10 protein-coding genes are annotated in these 12999 nt (G+C 72.3%); 6 read left to right on the top strand and 4 right to left on the bottom strand.

The window, feature by feature from the left end:
- Window positions 1-77 precede the first annotated feature (77 nt).
- The 4 genes from IPG72_14970 to IPG72_14955 are packed head-to-tail and all read left to right on the top strand — an operon-like array spanning window position 78 to window position 7729.
- Complete coding sequence (locus tag IPG72_14970) at window positions 78-2186, top strand: glycosyltransferase family 39 protein (protein MBK6770277.1); 2109 nt, start codon at window positions 78-80, stop codon at window positions 2184-2186.
- Entirely contained in the window at window positions 2183-4354 is a 2172-nt protein-coding gene (locus IPG72_14965; protein ID MBK6770276.1) for a YfhO family protein, read from the top strand. The genes IPG72_14970 and IPG72_14965 overlap by 4 nt, the downstream gene beginning before the upstream one ends.
- Window positions 4355-4376: 22 nt before the next feature.
- The gene (locus IPG72_14960) at window positions 4377-5648 is read left to right on the top strand and encodes a cellulase family glycosylhydrolase (protein ID MBK6770275.1); all 1272 of its coding nucleotides are present in this window, start codon (window positions 4377-4379) and stop codon (window positions 5646-5648) included.
- A complete protein-coding gene (locus IPG72_14955; protein ID MBK6770274.1) occupies window positions 5645-7729 on the top strand; it encodes a DUF2723 domain-containing protein in 2085 nt (694 codons plus the stop codon). The genes IPG72_14960 and IPG72_14955 overlap by 4 nt, the downstream gene beginning before the upstream one ends.
- Here IPG72_14955 and IPG72_14950 read toward each other — a convergent pair.
- From IPG72_14950 to IPG72_14940, 3 genes are all read right to left on the bottom strand, one after another.
- Entirely contained in the window at window positions 7654-8328 is a 675-nt protein-coding gene (locus tag IPG72_14950; protein ID MBK6770273.1) for an SOS response-associated peptidase, read from the bottom strand. The two genes, IPG72_14955 and IPG72_14950, sit on opposite strands and share 76 nt — an antisense overlap.
- A gap of 122 nt (window positions 8329-8450) precedes the next feature.
- On the bottom strand, window positions 8451-8951 hold the full coding sequence (locus tag IPG72_14945; GenBank protein MBK6770272.1) for a hypothetical protein: 501 nt from the start codon (window positions 8949-8951) through the stop codon (window positions 8451-8453).
- 363 nt (window positions 8952-9314) lie between these two features.
- Window positions 9315-10943, bottom strand: a complete 1629-nt coding sequence (locus tag IPG72_14940; GenBank protein MBK6770271.1) for a hypothetical protein — start codon at window positions 10941-10943, stop codon at window positions 9315-9317.
- A 272-nt stretch (window positions 10944-11215) separates the two neighbouring features.
- Here IPG72_14940 and IPG72_14935 point away from each other — a divergent pair, with 272 nt between their 5' ends.
- A complete protein-coding gene (locus tag IPG72_14935; protein MBK6770270.1) occupies window positions 11216-11890 on the top strand; it encodes a sigma-70 family RNA polymerase sigma factor in 675 nt (224 codons plus the stop codon).
- Window positions 11891-12123: 233 nt separating this feature from the next.
- On the opposite strand, the gene IPG72_14930 is transcribed toward IPG72_14935, so the two are convergent.
- Window positions 12124-12399: a hypothetical protein gene (locus IPG72_14930; protein ID MBK6770269.1), complete on the bottom strand. Its 276-nt coding sequence runs from the start codon at window positions 12397-12399 to the stop codon at window positions 12124-12126.
- Window positions 12400-12507: 108 nt separating this feature from the next.
- Here IPG72_14930 and IPG72_14925 point away from each other — a divergent pair, with 108 nt between their 5' ends.
- Window positions 12508-12969, top strand: a complete 462-nt coding sequence (locus IPG72_14925; GenBank protein MBK6770268.1) for a hypothetical protein — start codon at window positions 12508-12510, stop codon at window positions 12967-12969.
- The last annotated feature ends 30 nt before the right edge of the window (window positions 12970-12999 follow it).

Below are 12999 nucleotides of genomic sequence, written 5' to 3'. Positions count from 1 at the left end.
GAAGACTCTGCAGTGGTGGTGTGCCAGGCGGCACGGCGATGCGGCCACCAATCGGTGGCCGCCGTTAGAATGTCGCGATGCCAACAGTCCATCGCTCCGTCCGCACCCGCTCGTGGCTTGTAGCGTGCACGCTGCTGGCGGCGGGCCTGCGGGCGTGGGACATCGCGGGCCAGAGCCTGTGGAGCGATGAGGACATCACGCTCGACCGCGCCCGAACGGCCCTCGGCGCGATGCTCGCCGGCCTCCCCGGTGAGCACGCGCCGCTCTACTTCACGCTCATGCGCGGCTGGACCCGCCTCGCCGGTGACGGCGATCTGGCGCTCCGCTACCCGTCCCTCCTGGCCGGCGTCCTCACCGTCCCCCTCGGCTACGCCGTCGCCCGCCGCCTGACCGACCGCCCGACGGCGTGCGCGACGGCGCTGCTCTTGGCGGTGAACCCGTTTCTCGTCGGCTATGGCCAGGAGGCGCGGATGTACGCCCTCGTCGGCACGCTGACCCTGGCCACGCTTGCGGCCGCCCTCGCGGCCGATGCCCGCACCCGCGCCGGCGCCCGCGCCGGCCGCCCGGCCCGCGCGCTGTGGCTGACCTGCGGGGCGCTCGCGGCGGCAACGGTCTACACGCATTACTACGGCGTCCTGCTGGCGGCGGCGTTGGCGGCGTGGGGCCTGCCGGATGTCATCGCCTGGTTGCGGCGCAGCCGATCGGAGCGGGTCGCTGCCGCGCGTCGACGGGGGGACGAGGCCGTCGCTTCGGTCCCGCCCGACGGCGATTCGACGCTCGCCGCCCGCGCCCGCGGCTGGCTGACCGCCGGCACCGTCGCCGCTGCGCTCTTCGCCCCGTGGCTCCCCCGCGCCCTGCGCGTCGCCGACCATCCCGGCTGGCGGGACGATCTGCCCCTGTTTCGCGTGCCCGGCACGCTGGCCGTCGCCTGGAGCGCGCAGACGGGGGTCACGGCGGGACGGGCGGCGGACGGCTGGGCGTTGGCGGCAACGGCGATGAGCCTGGGGCTGCTCACGACCGGCGTCGTCGCGTGGTTCCGTCGGGCGCGACGAAGCCGGGCGGAGGCCGACCGGGCGAGAGACGACTCGACAGCCGGTGAGATCGGATCGACCCGCCGTATCGGCGCCTGCAGGGCGCTCTTGTGGCTCGGTGCGATGGCCGTCGTGGCCGCCATCGCCCTCATCCGCAAGCCCGACTACCACCCGCGCTACCTCTACCCGCTCCTCGGCGTCTGGTTCATGGCCACCGCCGCCGGAGCGCGCGTGCTCGCGCGGCGGTTCGGCGTCGCCGGCTGGCTGCCGCTGGCGGCGCTGGTGGCGTTGTGGGTGCCGCCGCTCACCGGCTACTACACCGATCCGGCCCAGCGGAAGACGGACTACCGCCGCCTCGTCCACGCCGTGCTCAAGGCTGCGCCCGCCGATCAGTCGCGCGTCTTCCTCGACGGCCCATCGTCCGGCCTGACCGAGCGCTACGTGCCAGCGGGCGCCGACCTCAAGGTCGAGAACGTGCAGAGCGACAAGAACTCGGAGCTGAAAGTCGAAGATCCCGCGGCGTTCGAGGCCCGCATCGACGACCTGGCGCGGCGGCGGCCGCACCTGTGGCTGGCGACGGATGGGGCGGCGAAGGGGTGGGCGGACGGGTGGCTGGCGACGAACGCGTATCCGGTGACGTCGACGGGTATCGGGGACGTGACGTTGGAGCGGTGGTATGTGCCGCTGGACGGCGATGGGACCCCCGCGGTCAACGTGAAGCATCCCGACTATCCTGGCGGACCAGCCGTGCCGCCGATCTTCGTGAACATCTGGGAGGGTGACCGGCCATTCGTCGCGCGCGCCGGCGAAGTATGGGCGATTCGTCTCACATGGCTTCCTGGTGGGGTCTTCAAGTACCAGCCGCCTTGGCGAGACGAACCCCCCGCCCGGCGCCCCCACAACGTCTCCGTCCGCCTCGTCGACGACGCCGGCAACATCGTCGCCAGCGCCGACCGTGAGCCTGCCGCCGGCGCGGCCCCGACGACGGGCTGGCTCGAGGGCGATGAGATCACGGACCGCCACGGCCTGCTCATCCCCGCCGCCACGCCTTCCGGCCCCTACCACCTGTCGATCGTGCTCTACGACGAGGCGACGTTGGTGCCCGCGTTCACGTGGTCGCACGCGGCCGACGTCCATGTCGAGCCCGTGCGATGAGCATCCCTTCGGACGACGCTCGTGTGCCGTCGTCGGTGGCCCGCTGGACCCGCACCGACACCGCCATCGCCCTCGCCCTCACCGCCGCCGCCTTCGCCTACTTCTGGCCCCTCTTCGCCCCGGCCCCGCATCGCCGCTGGTTCGTCGACGGCGACTTCGTCGACCAGTTCCTGGCTTTCGCCCGCTTCGAGGCGAGCGCGCTGGCGAACGGCCGGCTGCCGCTGTGGAACCCGTACGCCTTCAGCGGCGGCCCGTTCTGGGCGGATATCCAGGCGGCGGTCGCCTACCCACCGAGCCTGGCCGTCGTCGGCGCGTCGCTGGCGCTGACCGGCGGTGTCGGCGTGGCCGCGCTGCAGTTCGAAGCCGTCGCCCACATCGCCTTGACCGCCGTCTTCATGTACGCCTTCGCCCGTCGCGTGTTCGGTGCGCGCGGGGGGGCGGTAATGGCGGCGGTGGCGTTCGCGTTCGGGGGGTACGTGACGGGGTACCCGCCGCTGCAGCTGGCGGTGCTGGAGAGCAACGCGTGGTTGCCGCTGGCGCTGCTGGCCATCGAGCGGGTGATCGCCGGAGGCCATGCAGAGGAACGGCGCGGACGCATCGCCGATGTCGTCCTTCTCGCGATCGCCCTCGCGATGCCCATCCTCGCCGGCCACCCGCAATCCACGCTCTACCTGGCGTACACCTGCGTCGCGTGGACGCTCTGGCGCACCTGGCCGTGGCGCCGGACGCCGCGCCGCATCTGGGCGGCGCTATCGATTGCCGCCGTCGCCGCCCTCGGACTCTCCGCCGCCGGCTGGCTGCCCGCCGCCCACTTCCTCCGTCTCTCCAACCGCGCCGCGGCCAGCTACGAGATGCTCGGCCACGGCTTCCCGCCGCGCGAGCTACTGGGGCTGGCGGTGCCGGGGTTGACGCAATGGTCGCCGTTGTACGTGGGGGTGGTGCCGCTGGTGTTGGCGGGGTGGGCGGGGTGGGGGTGGTTGAGGGGTGGGAGGGGGTCGGGGGGAGAAGGCCTTAGGCCGTCGGACGGAGAGGGCCTTGCGCACCACAATCCCACCCCTTTCTGGCTCACCCTCGCCGCCCTCGCCCTCGCCCTCTCCCTCGGCGCCCGGTCCATCGCCTTCGACGCCGCCTACCACCTCGCCCCCGGCTTCGCCCTCTTCCGCGGCCAGGAGCGGGCGGCCTTCCTCGTCAGCTTCGCGTTGGCGATGCTCGCCGGCGGCGGTCTCGTCCGGGCTTCGTCGAGCACGTGGTGGAAGGCACAGCGTCGAGGGATCGGTCGATGGCTGGCGCCGGCGCTCATCGCGCTGGCCTGGCTGGATCTCTACGCGGTCGGCGCACGGGTGAACTTGGCCGATCAGCCGCCGTCCGAGCTGACGACGACGCCGCTCATCGCGCTCCTGCGCAACAGCGCCGGCCTCGGCCGCGTCCACGACGACGACCGGCTCCCGCGCAACATCGGCGTGCTGCACGGGATCGAGTCGACGAACGGCGCCAGCCCGCTCGTCCTGCGGCACTACCTTCGGCTGCGCGAGGGGCTGCTGCCGGCGCACGAGGCGCGCTTCTGGCAGCTCACGGCGACGAGCGCGGTCATCAGCTGGCGGGATCGCATCGACGGTGCCGAGCCGTTGCTCGGCGTCGGGGAAGGCAACCTCCGCACGACGGTCCATGGGCTGGCCAACCCATCACCTTACGCTTGGCGCGCCTTCCGCGCCGTCCCGGTCGGCAGCGACGACGACGCGCTCGTCCAGCTCCGCGACGACGCGTTCGACCCCTTCGGAACCGTCCTCCTTCACGACGGCGCCCAAGGCGGCGGCCCGTACGGCACCGACGGCGCGACGGGCGTCGACGGCCGCGGCCCCGCCGGCGACGTCGCCGTGCGCACGGACGGCGGCACGCCCGGCTGGATCGTGTTCAGCGAGGTCTGGCATCCCGGCTGGCGCGCGACGATCGACGGCCGGCCGGCACCCGTGCTCCGCGCCGACGTCGCGCTCATCGCCGTCGCCGTCCCGCCGGGCGAGCACGCCGTGACGCTGCGGTTCACGGACCGCTGGGCGATTGCCGGGATCGCGCTTTCGACGCTCACCGCGATGATCCTCGCCCTGGCGGTGGCATGGACCGGGGTGCGGCGACGAAGCGAACGCCATCACCGGCGGCGGCGGGACGCGTGACGGGCGTGCTACCATCGCCGGCATGAACCCCCGCACGATCCTGCCCTTTGCCCTCGTCGCCGCTCTGGCCGCCTGCACGCCCACCCCGCCCCCGACGGGGCCGTCGGGAACGCCCGCCGCGCCGCCCGCGGCCGATGTCGTCGTCCCCGCTGCGACGGATGCCGCCGCGCCATCGACGTCGTCACCGCTCGTCGACACGGACGGCACGACGTCCCGGCTGCGTGACCCGCTGCACTTTCCGGCCGTGGCCCAGGCGGGTGCGGCTGGGACGCCGGCCGTCGATGGCGACGCTGCGACGGCGGCGGTCGTCGACGTCGCCTCCCCGGCCTCCCCCGGAGCCCCGTGCGCCGGCATCCTGCAGCGCGACGGCCGGCGCCTCGTCCTCGACGGCCAGCCGGTCACGCTGTTCGGCGTGAACGCGACGATGCTCATGGCCCGCGAGCTCAAGGAGGACCAGGTCGAACCGATCGTCGCCGCGCTCGCGGCGCGCGAGGTGAACACGGTCCGCGTCTGGTATTTCCACGACGAGAGTCCCGAGCGCTTCGATCGCTTGCTGGACATCGGCGCCCGGCATGGCGTGCGGTTCGTCGTGACGCTGGCCGACAACGTCTTCAAGGGCCGCGACTGGTTCGGCGGCGACGAAGACGAGGAGCGCTATCGCCCTCACCTGGCCGAGACGGTGGCGCGCTTCAAGGATCGGCCCGAGGTTCTGATGTGGGAGCTGATCAACGAGCCGAATTGCGGCGAGCGGCACGATGAGGAGTGCCTCGATACGATCAAGGGCTGGCTCCGCAGCCGCGCCGCCGAGGTGAAGGCGATCGACGCCTGCCACCTCGTCTCGACGGGCATGATCGGCGCCGGCAACTATGACAACGACCTGACGATGTATCGCCGCGTCCACCGCGAGCCGGTGATCGATATCGTCTCCGCCCACCGCCGCTCGACGGACGACGGCGAGAAGGAGCGCGAGACGGCCGACGAGATCGACAAGCCGCTCCTGTACGGCGAGATCTACGACGCCGCGTACACCGACGGCTGCGACCCCCAGAGCGACGACGCCCTCCCGCGCCGTGCCGAACGGATCACGGACGACCTCCGCGACGCGATCGACGACGGCGCAGCCGGCTACCTCCTGTGGGACTACGCGCCGGGCACGCTGCGCCGCACGGGCGGGAAGACGAAGGACTACTGCAACAAGTTCGGCTTCCAGGCGGAGGATCCGCTCTGGGCCAGGCTGCGGGCGGATCCGGCGCTGCCGCCGGCGGTGCCGTGGCAGGTGGCCGCTTCCCCTTGACGGCACGACGTGGGACGACGTCAGACGCCCGCCCGTCGCGGTGGGGTTCGCGCGATGGGCGCACTGCGGCCTTCGCCGCCGCCCTGATCATCGCCCTCGCCTGCCTGACCACCCTCCAATGGACCTACAACTCCAGCCCGCATGTCTACACGACCGACGTCGGTGAGATCCAGAACGCGCTCCCTCGATGGGGGACGCTGCACTTCACGGGCTACCCGGTCTACAGCATCCTCGGCTCGGCGTTCGTCTCCCTCCTGCGCGTCGTCGGCGTCGGCCCGGCTCTCGGTTCGTCCCTGTACTCCGCCCTCTGGTCCGTCGTCGCCGCCGCCCTCGTCGCCGCCCTCGCGGTCCGCCTCGGCGCCCGCCGCGCGCCGGCCGTCCTCGGCGCGCTGGCCTACGGCCTGTCGACGTCGGCGTGGATGAACGGCTCGATCGCCGAGGTCCACAGCCTTACGATGGCGTTCACGGCGCTCTGCCTGCTCCTCGCCGTCCGCTACGACAAGACCGGCGCGCGTCGCGACCTCGTCTGGCTGGCCCTCGCGTTCGTCCACGGCGTGCTCCACATGCGCGCCGTCCTCTTCCTGGCCCCCGCCCTCGCGCTCCTCGTCGCTCCGCGCGCCCGCGAGATCATCCGCGCGTGGCGGCCGCTCGTCGCCGTCGCCGTCCTGTCGCCCCTCGTCTACCTCTACATGCCGCTGCGCGAGTGGATGGGCGCCACGTGGACGTTCGGCCAGACCCGCACGTGGCGCGGCTTCTGGGCGATGGTCCTCGACACGAAGGTCGACCGGATCGTCCGGCCGCCGGCGGACGCGGCCGAGTGGTGGCAGCGCGCCCGCACCGTCGCCGGGCTGCTGAACGACGATGTGTGGTGGCCGCTGCTCGTCCTCGGCCTCGTCGGCGTGTTCGCTCTCGCGACGCTCGCCCGCGACTCGCAGCCCAACCCATGGCGTTCGTCAGCCGCACTCACGCTTGCCTGGCTGCCGTACGCCGCGCTGTGCCTCGTGATCTGGGAGGGCAAGGTCTCGGACGCGCTCCTGGCCGTCAAGCTGCCGGTGCCGATGATCGCCGGCGTCGGCCTTGCGCTCGGGCTGACGTGGCTGGCGATGCGGCTGGGCGACGGGATCGGGCGGGTGGCGATCGTCGTCGCGGCGCTTGGCGTGGCGGGGGTGGCGGTGCGGAGCTGGCGGACGATTCACCCGATCGTGCGCGATGCCTCGCTCGCGCCGCTGGTTGCCGATGCGGACCGCTTGTCGATCGGCCCGGCCGCGGTGCGGCCGCCGGTCACGCTGGTTGCGCTGTGGGGCCACAGCTTCTGGGCACTGGCCTACGCCCAAGGCTACCAGCACCGCATCGACGGCCTGACGCTCGTCGACCACAACGCCGATGTCGGATCGATCGCGCGCGAGCGGTTGCTCGTGACGCCCGGCGCCACGGTCACGGTCCTGCCCGTCGAGTGGTGGCGCGAGCGACTCGGAGCCGTCTATCCCGAGATGATCGCGCCCGGGATCGTCTGGCTTCGGGGCTCGTCGCGGGCGGCAGACGACGCGCGCATCTCTGGTGTGGCGGAAGGTCTCGGTTGGAGCCTGCGGTTGCCGGACGGCTTCCCGAACGCGCACCAGCCCGATGCCCCACGGCGACCCTTCATCGTGAACGACGCAATCGCCATCGCCGCTGCCGATGTCCGCTGCCCGGCCGACGAACCCGCCACGCTCGTCGTCACGGTCGATTGGGTGGCGACGCGCGTGCCGGAGCGGGACGAGAGCGTCGCCGTCCACGTCCTCGCCGGTCCCGACGACCGCGTCGTGGCCCAGGCGGACCGCGCCGTGCCGGTCGACGGCTGGCGGCCGACGACCGGGTGGGCCGTCGGCGAGCGCGTGCGGGACATGATCGCGGTGCCGGCGGACGACGCGGCGCGGTCGTCGGTGCGGGTAACGGCGTATCACGGGGACGGGGCGGGTGGGTTCGTGAACGGGGAGTGGCTGCGCCTGCCGTTGCCCGACGACTGTCAGCTGCCGATCACCGGGGCAACAAGCGACGGGTCGTCGTTGCCGACGCTGTTGACGGCGCGGCCGACGGGGTAATACGTCAGCGCGTCGTCGGGCGCGGCTGTGAGAAGCGGCTCGACGAGCGCCGGGTCGGTTGCCGTCGGGTCCAGCCAGAGCGCGTAGTCGGCCGGGTCCAGGATGACGGGCATCCGATCGTGCAGCGGCTGGAGCACGGCATTTGCTGCCGTCGTCAGGATCGTGAACGTCTCGAGGGGCTCATCGCCCTTGCCCCAGCGCTCCCAGAGCCCGGCGAACGCGATGGGGGCGCCGTCCGGGCGGGCGATGCGATACGGCTGCTTGGCGCCGCCCTCGGTGCGCCACTCGTAGAAGCCGTCGGCCGGGACGAGGCAGCGGCGGTGGCGGAAGGCGCTGCGGAAGCTCGGCTTGTCGGCCGCGGTCTCGGCGCGGGCGTTGATCAGCCGCCCGGCGCCGGACGCGTCCTTGGCCCACGACGGCACGAGGCCCCATCGCAGGTGGTCCAGCACGGGCACCTCGCGTGCGGTGGACAACCGCACGACCGCCGCGGCCTGCGTCGGGGCGATGTTGAAGCGGGGCGCGACGTCGGGCACAGCCTCTAGGCCGAAGTGCTGGGCCAGGGTCTCCGCGGGAATGGACATCGTGTAGCGGCCGCACATCGGGCACCTCAATCGCTCGCGCAATCCATCGTTCGACGGATTGTACGAAAACGGGCGGCCCACGCAGGGCCGCCCGTCCAAATCCAAGTTCGAATCCACCGGCCCCGAGGGGCCGATCGAGCTTACCGGTAGCGGGCCGTGTAGTAGCGGATCAACCGCACGGACTTGGCGTACGCGGCCTGGCCGCTGGCGATCTCGGTGCCGGGGCCGGTGCCGGTGGGGCTGTACGCGCAGTCCACGGCCATCGCGGCCAAGCCCTCGTACTGCTGGCGCAGGCCCTGCGCGGCACCGTCGTGGTTGCCGGCGACGGCCGTGGGGGCGATCAGGCCGGTGCCCTCGAAGTCGTTCGCCAAGCCGTGGCCGCGGCGGACGAGCTCGGCGAAGTCGGCCGAACAAACGAACTCGGGCTTCGTCTGGGCGGCGGCGATCCCGGTCACGACATCGGCGTTCCAGGTATCGATGGAGGCGGTCAGGCCATCCATGGCCTGGAAGTAGGCGCGGTTGCGCTGCGTCGCTGTCTCGGCGTGTGCGTGCGACGGCGCGGCGGTGACGAGGGCGAAACCAGCCAGCGCGGCGGCGGCAAGGACGGTGCGGAAGGACGGGCGCAAGGCGACGAGCGACATGGGATGAACCTCCATAACGGACCAAGCGGGGGAGCAAGTCAACGGGGACGAGTGTACGGGCGGATCGCGGTGCCCGCTTGACTGCTGCCTGCCCCGGGCCGGTCCGTGGCCAGCCGGGCCGGTGCCGGGATGCTGACGACGCGCTGACGTCGGCGAGGTCGACGCCGTTCGCCATTGAGGGGCCGCCGTTCAGCGGCCAAGCGAGAACGAAGGGGAGGGGCGGGTCTGCAACCCGCCCCTCCCCTTCGATATGCGCCGTTCGAGCTGTGGCGCGATGTGCACGACGTGGCCTGAGCGGATGCTCAGTCTCGCCGTCCAGCGGTCACTGCGGCGGCCCGCCGCGGTTGCGCCGGAACCCGTGCGCTACTTCGAGCACTCGTACGGGCCGTTCTGATACCAGCAGAACCGGTCCACCTCGTCGAACCCTTCGTTCAGCAGGAGAACGATGTCCGCCGTCTGGTGGAAGATGTAGCCGTCCTCGCAGATCATCGAACGTCCGAGGTATGGCTCGACCAGGGCCTGCTTGTCGGCCTCCGTGCCGGCGAGGACGTAGTAGTGCTCACCCGCCTCGATCGTCACACCCTGCGTCGTGAAGCGGCAATCCTTGACCGGGATCTTCGTGGTCCCGGTGACGTTCCAGCGGTACATCTGCTGCGCGCCGTCGCCCTGGTTGAAGAGGTCGACGATCTGGACGGCCATGCCGCCCGGCAGCTTCTGGTATGTCACGCGGTCGATGATCACGTCCGGCACCGGCTCAGGCGTCGGCGTGGATGTCGGCGTCGGCTGGGGCGTGTCGCTCGGGGCCGGCGTCCAGGTGGGCTCCGGCGTCTCGGTCGGCTCCGGCGTCAGCGTAACAGTGTTCGTCGGCGTCGGCGCCGTAGGAACGACGGTGGCCTGCGCCGGGCGGTTGACGACGTCGCGCAGGACGTACGGCAGGCGCGCGATCTTGCGATTCGGCTCGACCGTCGGAGTGCGTGTCTTCGTGGGGATGACGATGCGGCGCGTTGGCGTCGCCGTGGCCCGCTCGGGCGTGTCGGTGGCCGGCGGCGCAGGTGTGGCGGGGGACGGGCAGGGCGGCGCGTTCGCGGTGAACAGGGCATCCAAATGGATGTTGTCGAGGAAGACGCCGTAGCCGTCCGCCGTGGCCGGGTCATTGATGTACGTGATCGTGATCAGCACCTCGGCCACCCCGGCCGCTTCCGGGAAGAGGAACGTGGCGCCGCGGACCCAGTCGCCGCCGGTGTCGCGTTGGATCTCCGCCTCATACGACTTCAACGCGGTCAGGTTCCCGTCCCCGTCGCGCTTGCTGAAGTCCGCGATCGCGACGAAGAAACGGGCGCCGGTCGGCAGCTTCGTCTTGTAGTCCATCATGACGCGGAGGCCGCCGACGACGTTCGTGGCGTCGAAGGAGTTGAACTGGAAGCTCGTGTTGATCCGGCACGCCCCTGTGGTCCGGCAGGGCTTGCCGTTGACGCCCGGGTACTCCTTGGCGGACGCGACCAGGTCCTTGCCGACCGATCCGCCCCCGACCGCCCAAATGCCGTACGTGCCCGCGTCGTCGGGCTTCGTGCCGACCGTCGACTCACCGGCGGCGCGACCCCACGTGATCTCGTCCGTGACGCTTCGGATCGAGGCGAACTGATCGAACGAGACCCAGTGGGCATCCGAACACCGCGGGAAGTTCGAGCACTCCCAGTTGGCCGACACGAACCGCACGACGCCCGGAACCCCGCACTCAACGGCCTGCGCGGGCGCGTTGACGCGCATCGGGTTCGAAACGGCGTCGGGATCCACCTTGAAGACCACCGGCGCGGCCGGTTCGGCGGCCCGTGCGGCACCGTTATGGTGCGCGGATGATGTGTTGTGCGCGGATGATGCCGATGGCGCTGCGGCCAAACGGTCTCTCGTCAGCCCGGCGATCCCGCCGACCACGAGCAGGCCAAAGGCAAGCGTGATCCGTCCCGACGGTGTGCCCGATGAAAAGCGTTGCATGGTACTGGTCCCCCCGTAAGGCCCGTCTCCGACGTCGGAGATCGACGTCCCGCTGCCGTGGCCGTTGACACCCGGCCCCCGCGGCGACCGCGGGGTGCCGGCGACTGTCGCCGGCACGCGCCGACAACCGTTCTAGTCTAGCCCACGGCTTAAGACCGTGTCAACGGCCTTCGCGGCGACGTCAAAGTATCATCATTCCCGATATTCCCGACGAACCGTTCCCTTTCCCTCCGCGTTTGGTCGAGTCATGCCAGTTCACCCCCAGCGTCACGTTGCCCCGCCGCCGTGCGTACACCCTGTGCGCCCGGCCGGCGACCCTGCGGTCGGTGAGCCCGGCGGTGGCGGCGCGTTCGGCGGCCGAGGCGGCGAAGGCGGAGCAGACCTATCTGGCGCTGGTGCGCGATTACCAGTCGGCCATCCTCAACTACATCTGGCGCCGCGTCGGTGACCCCGACCTGGCCGAGGATCTGACGCAGGAGACATTCGTGAAGGCGTGGCGGGCATTGGACCGATTGGAGCTGGACGACGGGGCCGAGGCGCGCCGCCGCGCCTGGCTGTACACGATCGCCCACAACGCCATCGCCGACCATGCCCGTCGCCAGCGCCGGATCCGGTGGTTGAGCTTGGACGCTCTCCCGAACGTCTCCGGCGGCGGCAACCCGGCGCCAGACGTCGCCCGGCGCGATCCGCTCCAGCAGGCGCTCGCCCGCCTCACCGCCGACCAGCGTGAGGTTCTCCTCCTCTTCAGCCACGAGGGACTGCCGGCCGAGGACGTCGCCCAGATCCTCGGCATCACCCCCGCCGCGGCCCGCAAGCGCCGCCAACGCGCCCGCGAGGCCTTCGCAGTTGCCTGGACCGCCATCGGCGAGACGCTGCCGAACGACGCTGACGATCCCGTCGGCGACGCCGAGGTTGCGCTGCGACCACCGCTGGACGCCCGTCCATGACGCTCTCGTGCGATCAGGCGCGCGCGCATCGACGCGCCGCACGGCCTCGCCGCCGCCGAACAAGTTGCGTTGGCCGCGCATCTGGCGAACTGCGACGCCTGCCGTTCGTTCGCCGCCCTCGAAGCGCGCATCGCCCCGGCCTTCGCCTTGACGCCCGGCCTCCGCCCGAGCCCGCGCCTCACCGCCGCGCTCATGGCCGTGCCCGCCGAGGCAAGCCGGCGCCGCGCGTTCGCCTACGTGCCGCTCGCATGGGGCTCGCTGGCCGCCGTGGGCCTCGTCGCCATCGTCACGTGGTTCGCCCGCACGCCCGGCAACGTCGCCCAATTGCCGAACGGCAACCGAACTGCCGTGCCGACCGCCGCGTCCCCGCGCGCGGACGCGCCCGGCGCCGAACCGGCGGCCAAGCGCGCCGACCTCGGCCGGCCGGCCGCGGCCGTCGCCGTACGGCGCGCGACCCCGACGCCGACCGGCCCCTTGGCCGCCGCCGTCGCGCTCCTCCGCCCGGCCACGCCAGTGCCAGCGCCGACGCCGGCGACGCTGGCGATGGGGTCGATGAGCCGATCGGTGCGCGCGGGCGGGATCGCCGGAGCGGCGACGGGGGAGGCGCCGCCGGAACGGTGGAGGGCGAAGGCACGGGCGAGGACCTGCGGCGCAGCCCCGCAGCCACGGGCCAGGAAAAGGGCCAGCCCTTCGACCCGACACCCCCTGCGCCGGGCTCGCCCGAGGCAACGGACGCCGCCGCGCCGGCCACCCCTACGACGCCGGAAGGCGGCAGGGGGGGCGGCGCCACGCCGGAGGCCACGCCATCGACGCCGCCGGACTCTCCGCCCGGCGCCCTCCCCGGGACGCCGCCCGTCCCCGAGACACCCGGCGGCCCGCCGCGCGTCATGACGCCGGATGACCCGCCGCCGACACCATCGGCGTCCCCGTCGCCGAGCGCGACCCCGACGATGACCGCCACGATGACCGCGTCTCCGACGCCGACGGCATCCCCGACGCCGAGCGCCACCGGAATGCCGGGTGCTGGTCCGACCCCAACGCCGCAGCCGATGCCGACGCCGCTCGGGGCGTACTGGTAGGGCAAAGCCGGACGGCTTCGGATCGACGTC

Origin of the sequence: Candidatus Avedoeria danica (assembly GCA_016703025.1) — a bacterium.
Taxonomy (GTDB): Bacteria; Chloroflexota; Anaerolineae; order Epilineales; family Epilineaceae; genus Avedoeria; species Avedoeria danica.
The sequence above is the reverse complement of the archived record's forward strand: the minus strand, read 5'-3'. Positions and strand labels throughout refer to the sequence as shown.

Excerpts from the sequence above, each read along its gene's own strand:
- IPG72_14970 (MBK6770277.1), top strand. The coding sequence starts at position 78 with ATGCCAACAGTCCATCGCTCCGTCCGCACCCGCTCGTGGCTTGTAGCG.
- IPG72_14965 (MBK6770276.1), top strand. The coding sequence starts at position 2,183 with ATGAGCATCCCTTCGGACGACGCTCGTGTGCCGTCGTCGGTGGCCCGC.
- IPG72_14960 (MBK6770275.1), top strand. The coding sequence starts at position 4,377 with ATGAACCCCCGCACGATCCTGCCCTTTGCCCTCGTCGCCGCTCTGGCC.
- IPG72_14950 (MBK6770273.1), bottom strand. The coding sequence starts at position 8,328 with ATGTGCGGCCGCTACACGATGTCCATTCCCGCGGAGACCCTGGCCCAG.
- IPG72_14945 (MBK6770272.1), bottom strand. The coding sequence starts at position 8,951 with ATGTCGCTCGTCGCCTTGCGCCCGTCCTTCCGCACCGTCCTTGCCGCC.
- IPG72_14940 (MBK6770271.1), bottom strand. The coding sequence starts at position 10,943 with ATGCAACGCTTTTCATCGGGCACACCGTCGGGACGGATCACGCTTGCC.